This is a genomic window from Halobacteriovorax sp. RT-2-4 (assembly GCF_047085445.1).
Classification (GTDB): Bacteria; Bdellovibrionota; Bacteriovoracia; order Bacteriovoracales; family Bacteriovoracaceae; genus Halobacteriovorax_A.
In genome coordinates, this window is record NZ_JBKIXY010000002.1 from 932,321 (window position 1) to 951,314 (window position 18,994).

The 18,994-nt window shown below is 36.9% G+C and carries 17 protein-coding genes; 9 read left to right on the top strand and 8 right to left on the bottom strand.

The features are described 5' to 3' along the window. Positions 1-11: 11 nt before the first annotated feature. Entirely contained in the window at positions 12-941 is a 930-nt protein-coding gene (locus ACMAYL_RS14995) for a LysR substrate-binding domain-containing protein (protein ID WP_103217738.1), read from the bottom strand. Positions 942-1,007: 66 nt separating this feature from the next. On the opposite strand from ACMAYL_RS14995, the gene ACMAYL_RS15000 reads away from it, so the two are divergent. The 5 genes from ACMAYL_RS15000 to ACMAYL_RS15020 all read left to right on the top strand — a co-directional run bounded on the left by ACMAYL_RS15000 (position 1,008) and on the right by ACMAYL_RS15020 (position 7,343). Beyond that, a complete protein-coding gene (locus ACMAYL_RS15000; protein ID WP_103217737.1) occupies positions 1,008-2,417 on the top strand; it encodes a sodium:solute symporter family protein in 1,410 nt (469 codons plus the stop codon). Positions 2,418-2,478: 61 nt separating this feature from the next. Further along, positions 2,479-4,818, top strand: a complete 2,340-nt coding sequence (locus ACMAYL_RS15005) for an NADP-dependent malic enzyme (protein WP_103217736.1) — start codon at positions 2,479-2,481, stop codon at positions 4,816-4,818. 12 nt (positions 4,819-4,830) lie between these two features. Beyond that, complete coding sequence (locus ACMAYL_RS15010; RefSeq protein WP_103217735.1) at positions 4,831-5,217, top strand: Rid family detoxifying hydrolase; 387 nt, start codon at positions 4,831-4,833, stop codon at positions 5,215-5,217. A 13-nt stretch (positions 5,218-5,230) separates the two neighbouring features. Beyond that, positions 5,231-5,869, top strand: a complete 639-nt coding sequence (locus tag ACMAYL_RS15015; protein WP_103217734.1) for a YdcF family protein — start codon at positions 5,231-5,233, stop codon at positions 5,867-5,869. A 19-nt stretch (positions 5,870-5,888) separates the two neighbouring features. Further along, entirely contained in the window at positions 5,889-7,343 is a 1,455-nt protein-coding gene (locus ACMAYL_RS15020) for a leucyl aminopeptidase family protein (RefSeq protein WP_392993491.1), read from the top strand. Between the two features lie 41 nt (positions 7,344-7,384). Here ACMAYL_RS15020 and ACMAYL_RS15025 read toward each other — a convergent pair whose 3' ends face one another. From ACMAYL_RS15025 to ACMAYL_RS15040, 4 genes are all read right to left on the bottom strand, one after another. Then, positions 7,385-9,571 (bottom strand): RelA/SpoT family protein, encoded by a 2,187-nt coding sequence (locus tag ACMAYL_RS15025; RefSeq protein ID WP_103217732.1) that lies wholly within the window; start codon positions 9,569-9,571, stop codon positions 7,385-7,387. Further along, positions 9,571-10,137 (bottom strand): guanylate kinase, encoded by a 567-nt coding sequence (gmk, locus tag ACMAYL_RS15030; protein ID WP_103217731.1) that lies wholly within the window; start codon positions 10,135-10,137, stop codon positions 9,571-9,573. The genes ACMAYL_RS15025 and gmk overlap by 1 nt, the downstream gene beginning before the upstream one ends. A 4-nt stretch (positions 10,138-10,141) precedes the next feature. Further along, positions 10,142-11,023, bottom strand: a complete 882-nt coding sequence (locus ACMAYL_RS15035) for a YicC/YloC family endoribonuclease (protein WP_103217730.1) — start codon at positions 11,021-11,023, stop codon at positions 10,142-10,144. 105 nt (positions 11,024-11,128) lie between these two features. Beyond that, complete coding sequence (locus ACMAYL_RS15040; protein WP_103217729.1) at positions 11,129-11,785, bottom strand: hypothetical protein; 657 nt, start codon at positions 11,783-11,785, stop codon at positions 11,129-11,131. Positions 11,786-11,986: 201 nt separating this feature from the next. Between ACMAYL_RS15040 and ACMAYL_RS15045 the strand changes: the two genes are divergently transcribed. Then, entirely contained in the window at positions 11,987-12,856 is an 870-nt protein-coding gene (locus ACMAYL_RS15045) for a flagellar basal body-associated FliL family protein (RefSeq protein ID WP_103217728.1), read from the top strand. Here ACMAYL_RS15045 and ACMAYL_RS15050 read toward each other — a convergent pair. After that, the gene (locus tag ACMAYL_RS15050) at positions 12,845-14,086 is read right to left on the bottom strand and encodes a sigma-54-dependent transcriptional regulator (protein ID WP_103217727.1); all 1,242 of its coding nucleotides are present in this window, start codon (positions 14,084-14,086) and stop codon (positions 12,845-12,847) included. The genes ACMAYL_RS15045 and ACMAYL_RS15050 overlap by 12 nt on opposite strands. Before the next feature lie 53 nt (positions 14,087-14,139). Between ACMAYL_RS15050 and yihA the strand changes: the two genes are divergently transcribed. Next, entirely contained in the window at positions 14,140-14,817 is a 678-nt protein-coding gene (gene yihA / locus ACMAYL_RS15055) for a ribosome biogenesis GTP-binding protein YihA/YsxC (protein ID WP_412471296.1), read from the top strand. Position 14,818: 1 nt separating this feature from the next. Here the strand turns inward: yihA and ACMAYL_RS15060 are convergent, their stop codons facing one another. Next, a complete protein-coding gene (locus tag ACMAYL_RS15060) occupies positions 14,819-15,118 on the bottom strand; it encodes a hypothetical protein (protein ID WP_103217725.1) in 300 nt (99 codons plus the stop codon). A 60-nt stretch (positions 15,119-15,178) separates the two neighbouring features. Here ACMAYL_RS15060 and ACMAYL_RS15065 point away from each other — a divergent pair, with 60 nt between their 5' ends. Further along, positions 15,179-16,099 carry a lysophospholipid acyltransferase family protein gene (locus ACMAYL_RS15065; RefSeq protein WP_412471297.1) on the top strand — a complete coding sequence of 307 codons (921 nt, stop codon included), beginning with the start codon at positions 15,179-15,181 and terminating at the stop codon, positions 16,097-16,099. Next, a complete protein-coding gene (locus tag ACMAYL_RS15070) occupies positions 16,092-17,036 on the top strand; it encodes an NAD-dependent epimerase/dehydratase family protein (protein WP_158246850.1) in 945 nt (314 codons plus the stop codon). Before ACMAYL_RS15065 ends, ACMAYL_RS15070 begins: the two co-directional genes overlap by 8 nt. A gap of 11 nt (positions 17,037-17,047) precedes the next feature. Here the strand turns inward: ACMAYL_RS15070 and ACMAYL_RS15075 are convergent, their stop codons facing one another. Then, the gene (locus ACMAYL_RS15075) at positions 17,048-18,952 is read right to left on the bottom strand and encodes an alkyl sulfatase dimerization domain-containing protein (protein WP_412471298.1); all 1,905 of its coding nucleotides are present in this window, start codon (positions 18,950-18,952) and stop codon (positions 17,048-17,050) included. Positions 18,953-18,994 lie beyond the last annotated feature (42 nt).

Genomic DNA, 18,994 nt, shown 5'->3' on the forward strand with positions numbered 1-18,994 from the left:
TAAAATGTCACCTAATCAATAGGAATTATTGAAACATCTGCATTCTTATAGCTTTTTAGCTCTTTAGGAATAACTTTTAGGATTAGTCCTTCAAGTGCATCAATAACCTTCTCTTTGTAGAAAATACGGCCATAAACTATTGAAACTTCGCGAGTTGGAACAGGTGGAGTGAATGAGCGGATCATTTTCTTACGAGTCCCAGTTAGATCTAACATATCCAGGTGTGGAATGATTGTATAACCGCTATCTTTGGCCACAAGGTTCTTAATTGTTTCAAGAGAACCACTTTCAAAGTGTTGAAAGCCTTTTACTTTCTGACAAAGATTTAGGACCTGGCCACGAAGACAGTGCCCTTCTTGTAAAAGCCATAGGCCATCTTTGTCGAGATCTGAGAATTCGAGCTGGCTCTTATGAAATAACTCGTGATCTTTTGCTATAAATCCATAGAGTGGTTCATAGAATAACACTCTTTCAATTAGCTGATTATTGTGAAGTGGAGTGACAAGAAGTCCTGCATCCAATTCATCGCGATCAAGTTTTTCGATGATCTCTTCAGTTGTTCTCTCTTCAATAATAAGGTCGACTTTTGGAAATTCTTTAACAAAGCGACTTAAGAAAAGTGGTACGAGGTACGGTGCGAGAGTTGGAATAACTCCAAGCTTGAATTCACCTTCTATACCTACGATTGGATCACTTGCAATATCTTTTAATTTTTTAAATTCTTTATTAACAACTCTTGCTTGTGCAATAAAAGTTTCACCTTCAATCGTTGGAACAATAGGATTCTTAGAGCGATCAAAAATAACAAAGCCCAAGCTATCTTCTAACTTTTGAATTTGCATACTCAATGTTGGTTGAGAAACATGACACTCTTCAGATGCTTTTCTGAAGTGACGGTGTTTATCGACTGCTAATACATATTCCAGTTGAGTTATTGTCATAACAAGAGTTCCTGAAGGTTGATTTATAATTTCTATACTATATCATACTTCATAATCGGAGACTATATGAAGAGCAGTATTGATTTATTTCAAAGTCTATCATCTTTAGACTTATTTATATTTTTTGCCATTTTAGGTTTAACATTAGCGAGTGTGATTTACGGCCAATATCGCATGAAAAAATCCACCGAAAAAGAGACCTTTCTTGATTTACTAATTATGGGAAGAAGACTTACTTTGCCACTTTTTGTCGCAACACTTGTTGCAACTTGGTATGGAGGAATTTTTGGTGTTACTGAAATCGCCTTTAATCAAGGTATCTACAATTTCATCACTCAGGGTGTTTTCTGGTATGTAGCCTATATTATTTTTGCATTTTTTCTAATCAAGAAAATTGAGCCTTACCGTGCTGTTACTTTACCAGATTTAGTTGGAAAGATGTTTGGGCCACGCTCTGCAAAGCTCACAGCAATCTTTAATTTCTTTAATGTACTCCCAATTGCTTATGGAATAAGTTTAGGGATTTTTCTTCAACTAATCTTTGGTGGAACTCTATTACTAAACACTTCCCTAGGGGTTGGTTTTGTTGTTCTCTACTCGATGTGGGGAGGATTGAGATCAGTTGTCTTCTCTGACTTAATTCAGTTCTTTGTCATGTGCCTTGCAGTAGCTTTTGTACTTGGTTTTTCATTTTTTGAATTTGGGGGACTCCCTTACCTAAAAGCAAATCTTCCTGAATCTTATTGGTCACTAACTGGAAAGAACTCACTTGCGACAACTTTTGTCTGGGGTTTTATTGCTCTATCAACTTTAGTTGATCCAAACTTTTATCAGCGATGTTTTTCGGCCACTAGTGGTGAAGTTTCAAAAAAAGGAATCTTGATCTCTACTGTCATTTGGTTCTGTTTTGATATTTGTACGACGTTTGGAGCGATGTATGCAAAAGCCGCCATTCCGGATGCACAGAGCTCACATGCTTACCTAACTTATGCAATTCAAATTCTTCCAGATGGATTAAAAGGATTTATGCTAGCAGGAATTCTTGCAACAATATTATCAACACTTGATTCATATCTATTCATTGCTGGAACAAACCTAGCTTATGACCTCGCTCCAAAGAAGTACAAGGGGCGTGTTTGGGTTCACCACTTTGGTGTTATTTTTGTTGCCGTTTTAACAGTGATTATGTCTGAATACTTTCAAGGTAATATAAAATCTGTTTGGAAGACCTTGGGATCTTTTTCTGCATCATGTCTACTGCTGCCGGTCATATATGGCTACCTATTTCCTAAGCAAATTAGTGATAACCAGTTTGTAACGGCTTGCTTGATAGGTGTCGTAACAACGGGCACGTGGCGTCATATACCAAAGCCAGGCTTTTATTCTAATATTGATGAGCTTTATATTGGTATTATTGCAACTAGTCTAACTCTGCTCATTTATCACCTAATTAGGGATAAAAAGCTAGTCGGATAAGGGCCAAAAAGTGTATCCTTTGTGCTTAATATCGTAGGATTTTAAGTTCAAAGGATTACATATGACTGACAATAAAAAAGTCACGGATAAGTCAAACGCTGACGCTCAAAAAATTGAAAAAGCACTTAATTACCACTCAATGGGTCGCCCTGGAAAAATCGAAGTTGTTGCAACAAAACCATGTTTAACAGCATCTGATTTAACAAAAGCATACTCTCCAGGTGTTGCTCATCCATGTCTTGAAATTGCTAAGAACCCTGATGATGTTTACAAGTACACAGCAAAAGGAAACCTAGTTGCTGTTGTATCAAACGGAACAGCAGTTCTTGGTCTAGGAAATATCGGTGCCGCTGCTGGTAAGCCAGTAATGGAAGGTAAAGGTATTCTTTTCAAGCGTTTCGCTGATATCGATGTTTTCGATATTGAAGTTGAAGAATCAACTGTTGAAGGAATGGTAAATGTTGTTAAGGCACTTGAGCCTACTTTTGGTGGTGTTAACCTTGAAGATATCAAAGCACCAGAGTGTTTTGAAATTGAAAAACAACTAATCGAAAAAATGGATATTCCAGTATTTCACGATGATCAACATGGTACTGCAATTATCGCAGCAGCTGGTTTTATCAACGCGCTAGAATTATCTAAGAAAAAAATTGATAAAGTAAAAGTAGTATTCTCTGGAGCTGGTGCTGCATCAATGGCATGTGCAAAGCTTTTCTTTCACCTTGGTGTTAAGCCAGAAAACCTACTTATGACAGACTCTCGCGGTGTAATTTATAAAGGCCGTGAAAGTGGAATGAACGAATACAAGGAAGAATTTGCAAATGAAACTGATGCAAGAACTCTAGGGGATGCAATGGTTGATGCCGATGTCTTCATTGGTTGTTCAGCAAAAGGTGTTTTAACGAAAGAAATGGTTAAAACAATGGCAAAAAGTCCAATCATCTTTGCAATGGCAAACCCTGATCCAGAAATTCTTCCAAGTGAAGTTGAAGAAGTTCGCGATGATGCAATTATGGCAACAGGACGCTCTGACTTCCCTAACCAAGTTAATAACGTTCTTGGTTTCCCTTCAATCTTTAGAGGAGCACTAGATGTACGTGCTCGTAAGATTAATGAAGAAATGAAGCTTGCAGCAGTTTACGCTCTTGCAGAACTTGCAAAAGAAGATGTTCCTGATGAAGTTAAACTTGCTTACCAAGGTGAAGATTTCAAATACGGAAAAAATTATATTATCCCTAAGCCATTTGATACTCGTGTACTTACGAGAGTTGCTCCAGCTGTTGCTAAAGCTGCAATGGATACAGGTGTTGCAAGAAGAGAGATTGCTGATCTTCACGAGTACTCTGAACACCTAGCTAGCCGTCTTTCGGCAAGTGGTGCTTTCATGAAAACTGTTCGTGATCGTCTAGCAGCTCATATTAAGCGCACTGGTGAAAAAGTTAGAATGGTATTTGCTGAAGGTATTAATACTCGTATCCTTAACGTAGTAAAAACACTTCTTGATGGAAATGCTATTGAGCCAATTCTTCTTGGTCACCCAGATGATATCAAAGCAAAAATTAAGTCTCTTGGTCTTGAAGAGTTCTTAGATGGAAAAGTTGAAATCATCCGTCCAAGAAAAGCTGATAACTTTAAAGAATTCTACAAAGAATACTGTGAAGCTAAGCAAAGAGAAGGTGTTTCACTTAATGCTGCTGAAGACTTAATGATTCAAGAAAACTTCTACGGTTCAATGATGGTTAAAAAAGGTCTTGCCGATACATTTATCGCTGGTCCATCTCTAAACTATAGCGACTGTCTTTCTCCAATTCTAAAAGTTATTGGATCAAAGCCAGGAACAAAAGCGGCAGGTGTTTTCATCCTAGTATTTAAAGACCGTGTTCTTTTCCTAGCAGATACAACAGTTCAACCGGACCCAACTGCAGAAGATTTAGTAGAGATTGCAAACTCAACTGCTGAGCTTTACAAGTCACTAATGAAGAGAGATCCAAGAATTGCTTTCTTAAGCTACTCTAACTTTGGAGACTCAAAGCTTCCGGATGCTAAGAAAATGAAACTTGCTACAAAAATGGCAAAAGAAAAATATCCAGAACTAAAGATCGAAGGTGAAATGCAAGCAGACGTTGCAGTTAACCACGGTATTATGAAAAATCTTTTCAACTTCAGTGAACTTGATAAGTCTGCAGATATTTTAATCTTCCCTGAACTAAACTCTGCAAACATTTCGTACAAGCTTCTTGCTCAATTAACAGAAGCATCTGCTATTGGACCAATCCTTGTACCAATGAATAAGACAGTTAATATCATTCAAAGAACTGCTTCTATTAAAGAGATCGTAGATTCTTGTCGTCTAACGGCATTAAGAGCTCTAGAAGAAAAAGTTAACAGAAACGATATTTAAGAGGAGTTAAAGATGACATTTCAAAAGAATATTATTTCAACTGATAAAGCGCCAAGTGCAGTAGGAACTTACTCACAAGGTGTTGAATATAACGGGACATACTTCTTTTCTGGTCAAATCGGAATTGATCCAGCGACTAGTGAACTAAAAGAAGGATTTGTTCCTCAACTAAATCAGATCATGAAGAATATTGATGGGCTACTTGAGTCACAAAACTTAACTCGTGAGCACATTATTAAAACTTCAATTTTCGTTACTGACCTTGCTAACTTTGGTGAGGTCAATGCTGCATATGAAGCTTATTTTACAGCTCCATATCCAGCAAGAAGCTGCGTTCAAGTTCCAGCACTTCCAAAGGGAGCTGTTGTTGAAATTGAAGTTATTGCAGCTAAAGGATAATTAACACTTTTTTATGTTTGATAAGAAGTATGTATTTGAGACAAAACAAACTAGATCTTGGAGAAAGGCCCTCGAGCTTTTCTCCAAGTTTATTATTTTTATCTTAGGTTACTCACTTCTCTCTTACATCCTCATCCTCTACTCTCAAAACGAAAACCTTAAAACAAAAGAAACTTTCTATAAGAAAAGACCAGATATCATCGTTGTCTTTACTGGGGATAGAGGTCGTATTCAAGAAGCGATTCGCTTAGCAAAAGAATACAATCAAGAAAATATTCTAATTTCAGGAGTGCACACAAAAAATAGTGTTAGTACTTTAATTCAAAGTCATCAAATTACAGATGAGATTAATCACGATTTTCTTGATATCGATTACAATGCAAAGAATACTTATGAGAATGTTTTAGAAACTCTACAAGCTCTTCGCAAGAAGAGTAATATTGATACTGTTCTGATTGTTTCACATGATTACCATATTCTAAGAATCAAATCGATTATCGAATATCGTCGTCGCGATAGTGATCAATACAAGTTCTATTTCTGGGGAGTCAAGTCACCACTTGATTCACTTAGAAGTCTCAAAATTATCTACAAAGAAGTATTTAAATACTTCAGAACACTTACTTACTTGGCCCTGGCCAGTGAGGATTAAAATTTAAATAGGAGGAATAATGAATATCGTTCCATCAATCATGGCAACTAAGAAAAGTGGCCCAAAATCACTTCGTTCAACTGTAACGAGAGTTTACTTACTAACTGCAAGTGCACTAGAAGAAAGCAATATTACGCATTCTGAGCATATCCCGGAGTGGATTATCGGAAGAATTGGCGAAGAAAAAGAAGTTAGTATCCTTGGTAGTGAAGGACCTATTATCTTCAAAGTTATCGAAGAAGCTAAAGAGGGTGAGCAACACTATAACCTTATTACAGATAGTAACTACTCTATTGCAAGAGAAGCACTAGGCTCTCTTGTTGGTCAGATTACTAAAGAGCGCTCTAAGAAAGTTGAAATCAATTTCTACGGACTTGATAAAGATATGATTACTGGTGCAATCGTTGGACTTGAACTTGCGCTTTACCGTTTTAAAGAAGAACTAAACCTTGGTGCTATTTCATTCTTTGATGACGCAAAGAAAGTAGCGAAGTCTACAGTAGATACGGCCCTTTCAATGGCGCAATCGATTAATACAGCAAGGCACTTAGTTAATCTTCCTGCAAATATGTTAAACCCAGTAACTTACGCAGACGCGGTTAAGAAGCACTTTGCAAAATCAAAAACGATGAAAGTTACGATTTATGATGAGAAGAAATTAGAGAAAGAAAAATGCGGACTAATCTTAAGCGTTGGACAAGCTTCTGCGACTCCACCAAGAATTGTTCATATGCAATACCGTCCAGCGGGAGCAAAAGGCAAGCCTACAGCAATCGTTGGAAAAGGAATCACATTTGACTGCGGTGGCCTAAATCTAAAAGGTGGCGCAGGTATGGGTAAAATGAAAAAAGACATGGGTGGTTCTGCAACGGTTATGGGATTTGCTACGTGGCTAGAGAACTCAGGTGTGAAGAAAAAAGTAGACCTTTATCTTGCACTTGCAGAGAACTCGATTAATGAAAATGCTACTCGTCCAGGAGATATCTATACTTCTCGAAATGGCCTAAAGGTCGAAATTGGTAATACTGATGCGGAAGGAAGACTTGCTCTTGCCGATGCAATGGATATTGCGATTACTCAAAAGGAAAAGCCAGAAGTACTAATTGATTTTGCAACTTTAACTGGGGCCGCAAAAGTATCAATGGGTGATCATGTAACGAGTATGTTTGCAAACGATGATGAACTAGCTGATAAACTACTAAAGGCTTCTCAAAACAATGGAGACCTTTCTTGGCGTATGCCTCTTTATAGACCTTACTATAAAGGTTTTAAGTCGCACTTTGCAGACATGAACAATATGTCGACTGTTCAAGGTGGATCTATTGGAGCAGCTCTTTTCCTAGAAAAATTTATTGGTGACACTAAGTGGGCACACTTTGATATCTTTGGATGGACGAGTGGATTTAGACCTTCACTTGTTCAAGAAGGTGGCTCTGGCCAAGGAGTCGAGACTCTAATTGGATACTTTAAATAAGAAATAAAAAAGCAGGTCGTAAGACCTGCCTTTTTTTATGCTTAACCTCTTGTAACAGAGATCACGGAGTCTAGTGCTTCAAGTCCCGAAATTGTTTTAAGTAGTTCAGAATAATCCTTAACCTCTACTTCAAAAATAAGACTACCTTTTCGATCTTGAGTTGACTTGGCCATGGCCGAGCGAATATTTACGCCAAGGTTTCCAATTTCCTTAGAAATCATTGAAAGAATACCTGGCCTATCATGTGTTAGAACATGAATATTTACTGGATGCTTAAACGTGAAGTTCTCATTCCATTCAACGGCAATTTGTCTCCCGACATCACCTACATCGTAACGTGTACAGTCTGAACGGTGAATCGTAATTCCACGTCCTCGAGTGATATAACCAATAATTGGGTCCCCTGGAATAGGGTTACAACAACGGGCCATACGAACCATGAGGTCGTCCATTCCATCAACGATAACGGCATTATCTTTGTGAGCACGCTTTTTAGCAGTACGAGAAATAGTTGAAGTAAGTGAAGAGATTTCTTTCTTCTTTGCATCATCAACTTTTTCATCTTTTAGACCTGGAATACATTCGATAACTTTATCAACATGTAATTTCCCAGCGCCGACGTTATTGTAGATTTCACTATAAGTTTTAACGTTAGTCAGATTTTCTTTCGCATAATCAAGATCATTACGCTTTAAAACTGCTTTTAGAGTCGTACCAAGAACCTTGAATGCCTTATCAAGAGTTTCCTTACCAACTTCAATATTGCGCTCTCTTTCGGCCTTAAGCAGCCAAGACTTAATCTTTGCCTTTGCCTTAGAAGACTTAACAATATTTAACCAATCTTTATTAGGAGTTTGAGTCTTTGATGTAAGAATCTCAATTGTATCACCTGAACGAAGAACGTACTTTAATGGTACCATTCTTCCATTAACTTTCGCTCCCACACAACGGTGTCCAATATCAGTGTGGACACGGTATGCAAAATCTAGTGGAGTCGAATTATCTTGAAGTTCAAATACATCACCATTTGGTGTGAAAACAAAGACACCGCCTACATCAAGATCATTCTTAACATGAGACATGAATTCAGAACTATTATCTGTGTCCTTATTATATTCAAGAAGTTCTTGTACCCAATCAAGTTTAGTCTTACCTGATGACATCCCTTCTTTATACTTCCAGTGAGCAGCAATCCCTCGTTCCGCAACTTCATGCATCTCTTGAGTACGAATTTGAATTTCAATTCTCTCTGCCTTAGGTCCAACGACCGTCGTGTGAAGAGACTGGTAGTTGTTAACCTTTGGAATTGCAATATAATCTTTGAAGCGTCCTGGGATCGGTGTAAATGCCGAGTGAATAACCCCAAGGGCCTTATAACATTCAGTAATATTATTAACGATGATTCTAAATGCTAAGATATCGTGAATTTGTTCAAAATCCACACCGCGTGAAACCATCTTTTTATAAATTGAATAGAAGTGTTTTGAGCGTCCTGTAATATCGGCTTTTACTGAGTATTCAAAAAGCTTCTCTGTTACGACACCAATTGTGTCACCAATATAAGTTTCGCGATCACTCTTCTTCATCGCAACTTTTTCGGCCAAACGATAATAAACATCAGGGTGAAGGTAGCGAAGACAGATGTCTTCTAGTTCAATCTTTACCGAGTTGATACCGAGCCTAGAAGCTAGTGGTACGTAGATATCAAGAGTTTCTTCGGCAATTCGCTTTTGTTTTTCTTCACGAACATACTGAAGCGTTTTCATATTGTGCATACGATCTGCAAGCTTAACAATAATGACTCGCAGGTCTTGTGCCATGGCAACAACCATCTTACGGAAGTTCTCCGCTTGCGATTGTTCCTTTGACTTAAATTTCATTTTAGAGATCTTAGTTAGACCTACAACAATTTGCGCGATCTCAGTCGTAAATTCTTTTTCAATCTCTTCAGGAGTAACACTACAGTCTTCAACAACATCATGAAGAAGGCCTGCGATAATCGTATCAAGATCCATATGAAGCTTAACAAGAGTAGCAGCAACATTCAGCGGGTGAATGATATACTTCTCTCCAGAACTTCGCATCTGTCCCTCATGGGACTTTTCTGCAAAGAGATAAGCTTTTCTTAAAAGAGTGAAATTCGCGTCTGGATAATAAGTTTCGACACGTCGACAAAGTTCATCAATATTTAATTCGCGCTCATGGGCGAAATCGAGTTGCTGGTACATTACTTTCTTAAGATTCCTTCAAAAATATCTTTTAATTCAATATATGCAGTCTCAAGGTCATCATTAACCACAAGATAATCGTAATCATTCTTTCTAAGTAATTCGCGTTTTGCATTATCAAGACGAATATTTAAACTTTCATCTGTCTCCGTGCCACGGCCACGAAGTCTCTGCTCCAATGCTTCAACACTTGGTGGAGCAATAAATATCACACGTGCACGATCACCAAAATATTCTTTGAATGAGTCAGTTCCTTGAACATCTAGATCAAAAAGAAGATTATGCCCTTGAGCAATTTCGTTTTCGACAAAGTCTTTAGAAGTTCCATAGTAATTACCATGAACTTTTGCCCATTCTAAAAATGCATCTTGCTTCTTCATAGCAAGAAACTCTTCTTCTGATATAAAGTTATAGTGCTTACCATGCTCCTCACCTTCACGGGCCTTTCTTGTCGTAAAAGAAACCGACTCCAAGAGATCATGGAATTCATTTTTAATCCTCTTAATCAGAGTTGATTTTCCTGATCCAGATGGTGCAACAATAACTATAATTTTACCTTCACTCATAATACTACTCGAGGTTTAAACCTTGCTCTCGAATCTTTTCTAGCTGAACCTTCATTTGAACAACGGCTTCAGAGATCTCTTGTAGTGTTGACTTCGATCCCGTTGTATTAGTTTCGCGGTTAAGCTCTTGAATAAGAAAATCAATTTGGCGTCCAACTTCCCCGCCTTTTGTTAGCAGGTCATTTAACTTAGATAGGTGGGCATTAATACGATTAATTTCTTCGTGAATATCCATTTTCTCTAAGTAGAAGATTACTTCTTGCATAAAGCGAGGTTCATCAACAGGCATCGCCGTTTTATATTCTTCAAATCTCTTCTCAAGTCTTTCCTTTACGGCCGCTTGAAAATCATCTGACTTATCATTAACTACTTTAAAAAACTCTTCATAAGATTGCTGATGTTTTTTAATAACATCGACCATTTTTTGACCTTCAATCTTACGTGATTCTTTCAAGTTCTCAATCGCTCCCTTAAGGGCATCGATGGCAAAAACATTCATCTCATCAATAGAAGACTCATCGACTTCTTTCATAAATTCATTACGTAAAAAATCAGTTGGTTTTATATCGAGTTGAACATCATTCTTGTCTGCTAGATGTTTCATCGAAGTTATAAATGCGTTCACTTTTTCAGTATCAATATCATCAAAACGAGATTTCGCTTCAAGCCTTTTATAGCTTACGTTTATATCAAAGCTTCCACGTTTAAAATTTTGCGCAATGAGATTTCTCATTTCAAGTTCAACACTATTAAAAAGTGATGACATCTTAAATCGAATATCTTTAAAGCGATGATTTACTGTCTTGATTTCAACTGTAACTTGAAGGCTTTCACTTCCCGCTTCGGCCTTACCAAAGCCAGTCATTGAATATATATTTTTGGCCATTTCCTCTCCCAATGAATGACTTTTTTAACTCAAATATACAGCGATATCAACCGCTAGAAGTAATAATATTAAATATTTATTATACTCCCCTGAAGATTGCTTTCCCTACTCGAGAGACCAGCCTTCAACCTTTCCTTGGCTAAAGTAGACAAATTTACGCTCACCGTTTTCAAAGAAGGTCCAACGCTCATTTTCAAGCTGTGGGTTACCTGCTGTGTCAACACGATGTGGGTTTCCCCAGCGATCAATTACATTCTTCTTGTCCATCCCCATTGCAATTTCGCGGTGAGCCTGAGCTCTTGGAGAATAGCGAAAAATTGATGCAGGCTTTCTGGCCTCAAATTTCCTCTGCTTCTCATATCGAACGAGGGTTCTTCCATATTCTTGCTGCTCTGCTCTTGTTAATGTTAGGTAGTATAGTTTTTGAGAGTCATTATCAAACATCCTCTCTTTTCGACGGAATGCTTCACGATCCTCTGGACGCATACTATCGAGCTTACCCTGTAGCTCCATTTTCAATCGTTTTTCTTGAGACCATGAAGGGTAATCTTCTTCACTTGATGGTGTTCTTTTCATCATTTCATCTTTAGAGTACTGCACATAGCTAGGGTCTCCCCCAACAGTATCAAACGCCTTACCTGGGCTAAATAGTGAGAATCCTTCATCTTCCTCTCCCATAACATCAAGAAATTGTCGATCCATTGAGATCGGTCCGCATGAAACAATGGTCAAAAGTGAAAATAATGTTAATGCTCTAAGCATGTCTTCTCCTTAAAATATTCTCCCCATCACCTCTTCTCTACGGCGTAATTATTGAGATTTCTTAAGAATCCATTCAGCTTCCCCCACATCCAGAAAAAACTTCCTAGCATATTAATTTACTCAAGAATTAACTGTTGCCACTCAGGTATTTTAGGGACTTGCCGATAAGTGCTATAGAGATAGATTTGGGGATATTCTGTAATGATGAATAAATGGCTAAAAATTGAAAAATATTTAAATGGTTTGCTAACAAATCTTGCCAACTTCTTTACTGGAATTACTCCAAATAAGATTAAGAATTCTTATCACAACTTTCTAAAGACAATCGCTGGACTCATCCAGAAGATCATTGCCTTGCCAGAGTTCCTTACTGGGCCGGCAAAGAAATGGTTTAGAATTAAGCTAGCTGCATTAGTCACATTCATGCTGGCCAAAAAGCAAAGTTTAGCAAGTGTTGGAGCTGCTTTTAAGAATTTTAAAATGTCTGGTGATATTCCTCTCATGGCCTACAACGCAGCGAAAAGTTTTTGGTCAAAGAATGTTGCCCTAAAACTTGCAGCAGTCTCTCCGGCCAAGGCCGTGGGAATAACATGTACCCTAACTGTTTTTTCACTAACTGGTATTTCTGTTTATCAAAATATCCAGGAGATTTCAGATAAGACTTCTCCAAAACAAGAAAGAAAAATTGCTAGTGAAGAAGATCTAGAAAAAGCTAAATGGGGTCGATCTCGTTATCGTCTGGCCAATAAAAGAACGATCTTTTTAAGAAATGTTGATATTCCAATTTACATAAAAAATAGAAATGGCATGAAGTCTCTTCTTATCGATGTGCTATTAGAAACAAATAATCGATACACGGCCCAGTATTTCTATAAACCAGAAAATGAGATTTTAATACGCGACCGCCTCAATGAATCACTTCAAGCTGTTGTGCCTAACTTTCCTCTTGAGCCAGAAGGGAAGAAAATTATCAAAGAAAAAGTTCGTTATGAAGTTAATAAACTAATTGAAGATCTAAAAATCGACGGTCACGTTGAAAAGGTCTATATCGACTCAATTTTAAATGGATAAGACCGTTCTCACTGTTTGATTTGAAACTCCAAGTAAACTTGCAGTAGTTGCAACATTTTGGTCACAATGATTAAAAACTTTTAAAAAGTAACGATGCTTCATATCTCGATATGAATAGAATTCATTATTTTCAATAGAACGATCTATTATCTGATTGTGATCCATAAGATTATCATCCATTTCACAATAAGTTAGAAGATTTGACTTCCCCTTTAGGTGCTTCTTTTTTAAATGTGCATTTAATTGCCTAATATTTCCAGGCCATGAGTAACAATGATAAAACTTCTTAAGTTTAGGGTGAATGGTAATGCCATATCGATTTTCATAAGAACAAAGTAACTCATTTAAACGTTGATCATTCTCACGCAAAGAATCTAATTTTATCACTTCTTCAGATGATATACGAAAATAAAAATCAGAGCGCATTTTCCCTTCCTCTACTAGCTTTAAGAGGGAGCGACCTGAGGCCACGATAACTCTAGTTTTTATATATTGCGCTTGATTTGATCCAACTGGATAGAAAAGTCCATCATCGAGAAAGAGCAAAAGCTTTGCTTGAACTTCTTTTGAAATAGAATCGATTTCATCTAAGAATAATGTTCCACCATTGGCCATTTTTAGAGCACCATCCTTATCACTTAAGGCACCTGTAAAAGATCCTTTCTTATGACCAAATAATTCTGACTCCAAAATATTATGAGAGTAAGAACTTAAGTTAAGATGAACAAAATTACCAAGCACGCCACTTTGCTCATGTATCTTTTTTGCTAAATAGCTCTTTCCAGTTCCAGTCTCTCCTTCAATTAAGACATTAAGCTTTGGATGGATTTGATAATCAAAACTGAGCTTCTCTTTGCGCTCCTCTCTTAAGCAGCGAATTCGATTTCGCCCAAGGATGATTTCATCGCCCTTTCTCAGATAAGCGTGAGATGAAAATGAGCCGTTAATTCTAAAGGTTGCTCCATTAATTCCTGACAAACAAAAGGTATCACCTACATTTGTTTTCACAATTGATAGCTTAAAGCCAGCTTCATCCTCTATCGAAATAATAGGTAGTGAGATTTCTAGAGAATCAACAATAAACTCCTTTCCTGTTAATTCAATATGATAGGATGTTCGATTCAATAAAATTCGACGTTTTGAGCCAAATAAAGGTGTAATTTCTATAGAATTTCCATGAACACAAAATGTGTCTTTTACAAGTTTATCTAACTTTGGTACTTCTAGCATATATAACTCCTTAGAATTTAAGCAAAATCGTAGATAAACGGAAGTGAAGAAAAATGGAATATAAAATCGCCAAAGGTACAACTCAATTCAAATACGGAATGACAGATGTGAACCAACTAATTGAATGGTTAAATGCAGAAAAACCGATTGGTGTAAGTTTCATTGGCCGCTCAAATGCGGGTAAATCTTCAACAATTAACTCTTTATTTGGAAAAAGTACTGCTGTTACTTCAAAGACACCAGGACGTACACGCCAAGTAAATATCTTCTCATTTCAATTAGAGAAAGAAGGTAAAGTTGTCGATAATCTTCCACCTTTCTATCTATTTGACCTTCCTGGTTACGGACATGCTAAGGTTTCAAAAGAAATTCATGCTCATTGGGCAAATCTAATGGATGAATTTTTTAAGAACTGTGGTGAACAAAACCTTATGCTTAATCTTCAAGATGCTCGTCACCCAAATCAAAAAGCTGACTTAGTCTTTAGAGATTACCTAAGCCCATTTGGTCATGAAGCATTTCTTCTATTTAATAAACTTGATAAGCTTAAGACTCAAAAAGAAAGAGCGGCACTTAACAAGCTAAAGCCTGCTATCTTTAAAGAACATAAGTGGGTAACTCAAATTCACTTTATTTCGGCCCTAAAAGGACAAGGGGTTCCGCAATTAGAAAATGCCATTATCAATTACCTTTTATTACAAAATGAGCTAGAGAATAACCAAAGAAACTAAGCTACTCTTTAGAACATTTTGATTTAATATTTGATACGTCTTTTTCCATCAAATGAAGTTGATTTTCATAATCTTTAATTTCTTTTAAGAGTTCATCAACTTTAGGGTTTTCCCACTCAAGTATTCCCGAACTAAGATGCTTTGCAGCTAGTTGTCCCAACTCCTGATACTTCTCATTTAACAGAGTATTTGTATGAGACGCAGTAAGCATCTTCTTACCAATAACAGTTGCCTTGGATAGTTCTTGAGAGCACTCATCAACTATTTTCTTAAGCTTGGTTTTCCATTCCTCTTTTTGCATAATTCACTCTTTCAGATAGAATAAATAATAGATCGTCCCCTATTTTACAAAAAGATAAGTATGATTTCATTAGATTTTTTAGCAAAAAAATTCAACTCTTTTGAACAGGTTCTTGAAAGTAAATTTTCAAGTTATAAGGACTTACTAACTAGTGAAGAAAAGAGCACTCTCGAAAGTACTTATCAAAGTCTTTTAAAGATTTATGGGGAGACAGAAGACCCTTGGGGCCTAAGTGTTCCAAAAGCCAAGAAGAGTTTTGAAATTCTTTATACAATTTATCGCCACTACTTTAAGGTGCGTTTATTTGGTAAAGAGAATATCAAAAATGAACAGTACATGGTTATATCCAATCACTCAGGTCAAATCGCCATTGATGGCCTCATGATTGGCTGTGCCTTCGCTTTTGAAAATGAACCACCTAGAGTTTTAAGGCCAATGGTTGAACGCTTTTTTACAGCTCTTCCGTTTATTAACAAATGGTCTTCTGAATGTGGTGCCGTTTTAGGTGATCGTGATAATTGCCTCAATCTTCTGAAAAGAGGTGAATCTCTTCTTATCTTTCCAGAAGGTGTAAGAGGCGTCTCTAAGAGCACAACTAACTATTATAAAGTTCAAGAGTTCACGCCGGGATTTTTTAGAATGGCACTAAAGAGTGGTGTAAAAATACTCCCCGTTGCAGTTGTTGGAGCCGAAGAGATATTTCCTTATGTTTACCAAGCAAGCGCAGTTGCTAAAATCTTGAAGCTTCCAGCACTGCCTATAAGTGCAAATTACTTCCCACTCCCATCACCTATTGATATTCATGTAGGTAAACCAATAGAATTACCAGAAGATATTGATGCAGATAGTGAGGATAGCTTAATTAATCCACATATTCGAGAAATAGAAAGAGTCATTCAATCAATGCTTACTGAAGGTAGGAAGACACGTAGACCTTGGGTATTTTCTAAAAAAATGAATGAGGATAACGGCGATGAATAATAAACGCTCTATCTTAATCATTGGTGCTTCAGGAGGGCTAGCAAATATTCTATGTGGAATTCTAGCAAAGCGTATGCCTGATGCAAGAATCATTGGAATTGATTCTCGAAAGATGAAAAACGAAGTTGATTTCGATAATTATACATTTCATCGTATGCGATATACACGACGAAATTTTGAAAAGCTCTTTCGTGAAAATAGATTTGAATCAATCTATCAAATAGGAAGGATTACTCCTCCCGGAGGAAGTGCCGAGGAACGCCTAAGTTTCAGTCTTGTTAATACCAGTAAAGTATTGGAGCTCGCGGAAAAGTATTTGATTAAAAAGTTTATCATGCTTTCTACCTATCACGTTTACGGGGCACAACCAGACAATCCTGTATTTATAAATGAAGACTATCCACTAAAAGTTAGTATTAAGCACCCTGAGCTACGTGATGTGACAGAGATAGACGCTCTATGTACTAACTGGATGTGGAAAAATAGAGAAAATATCGAAACAGTTGTTCTACGTCCTTGTAATATTATAGGACCTCAAATTGATAATACGATTTCAAGGTACCTAACTTCTAATATGACTCCTGTGCCAATTGATTTTAATCCTATGATGCAATTTATCCATGAATACGATATGGCAAATATTTTGTTTCAAGCATTAGATAAAATACCTACAGGTGTCTACAATGTTGCTCCAAGTGAAACGATATCACTCCAAGAGGCAAAGAAGATTACAGGTACTAGAGATATTCCATTTCCTGTTTTCACATTAGAAGTTCTCTCAAAGGCGATTAGAAAGATTTGGCCATTTCCAAGTTATTTCATCGATTTCGTCATGTACTCTTGTATTATTGATAACACGAAAATACATCAATATATTCCGGAAGATATTTACCAATATAATTGTAGAAAAACCCTCTCGTTAATACGAAAGGGTTAGTTTTTTAATAATCATTCTTCTTCACTGGCCAGCGTACGTTCTTTTAGCACATTCAGGGCCGGATCATTTTCCCAATCATAGATAATATCGAAATTTGAAAAGGCTTCGATAACTTCTTCTCTCGTTCCTTTTTCAATTCCAATATCTGCACTAACGATAAAATCATCAACTGTTCCCAAGTTGTTATATATCTTAGTAAACGTATCTTTGTTCATGTGCACTTCAATATCCTTCATCTTCTCAATCATCTTCCTATCTGTAACAAAATCAACAACGGCATTTCTTATATGTAGGCCATACTTTTCATCATAACCGAGATTCACTGCAATGAACTTATCAGTCCCTTGAGATCGTCCGGGATTAATTCTAATGCGATAATTATTAACAAACGCACTTGCATTATTTCTTACTTGTACAAATGTTGCTGGTGCATTTTTAATAATGGCAACCTTACCTTCTGCTTTTCTTGCTTGACTCAAGGCCCAACTACGAGCAGTTGTAGCAAGGCTTCGATAGCCAATTTGTTTTAAACAATTTGCTTTGATTTGATTATTATCATTACTATTATTAATTCGAACAAGATAATTAGCTAACTGACATGACCACTGATAATCTCCGTCTCGATATGCATAATCAGCTAGCGACTTAACTCGTGTCTCCCCACCCATCGCAAGAACAATTCGCTTCGCTTCATCATCAGGATGAAGTTTATAAAGATTTGTTGCATCACGATCAAAATGTCCAAAAATAGCTGTATAAATACGAGGAGGCATTGATGAAACTGTTCCATAATTTTCAATCAATGTAGGTTCACTTTTTAAATAATCAGGAATCTTCACAAAGTACCTTAGTTCATCAGGACCCATTCCAAGAGAGATACCTTTTAAGGTTTGATCTAACACAAACGAGAGGCCATCTTGATAACTTTGAAGTCGTTGTGCTATTTTTTCTCGTCCCCTTAGACTAGTAGAATGAGTACTCATAAGGATTTCTGGTTTAAGTTTTTTTATAAACTCAACTGACCTTTTCCAATCTTCTGGGTTACGATACTTACCTCCTCTTAGACTATAAATATTCGGAAACCAGCCCCACATAATATTATTCAGTACCGCCTTTTTAGATGGAATATGGACGAGAACTTGATTCGAGGTATCTGTACCGATATCTTTAGTATAGAAAGTCATATCAACACCAGCAATTGTTAGACGTTGTCCATTACGAACAGGAGTATTTACAGGAACAAACCCATCATTATTAGGTATTACAGTATTTTTAAAACGAGCATCATCACCTTTATCTGGAAGGTATAGATTAAATTGCTCAACTGTTCTGGCCATTAAAACACCACTAACTTCAGAGTGTAGAGCTTCAACTCCTCCAGTCATCGCCATAACTTTATTTGTATTTGGATGACCAATTATCTTAATATTTCTATTACCTCTACGTTTTTCTTCTTCAACAAAGTACCTTGCACCAAGACTATAATGTTCATGTGAGTATATGATTGCTCTAACAGGATACTTAGTAACTTTTCTTAACTCTTTATAAAAGATGCTTGCATCGTGTTCGTTATCGCCTGTATCGTAGACGATTACGCCATCGTTACCAATGATAAAATGTGAGTTTACAATACTATCGCTTCCAATTGTATAGAGACCGCGTCCTAAGTTTAAAGTAGTTAATTTATCATATGAACCACGCTTTGAACTTTCCTGCGGTAATTTCCAATAATCGAAAGTTTCCTTAGACACAAGGGCACCATTATCAAGCTTTGATAACTTCTTATCCTTCGACTTCATCATTGGATTATCATGGAGTAGTGTATTAGTGCTAAGAGCGCTTCCCATAAAAGATGTGCCTCTTCCTACAAAAAATGAGATAACACATAAAATTAAAACGAGAAATCCAACTTTCATATATTCTTCCTTTGTAGAGTTTCTTCAAAGAGTCTTTCGACA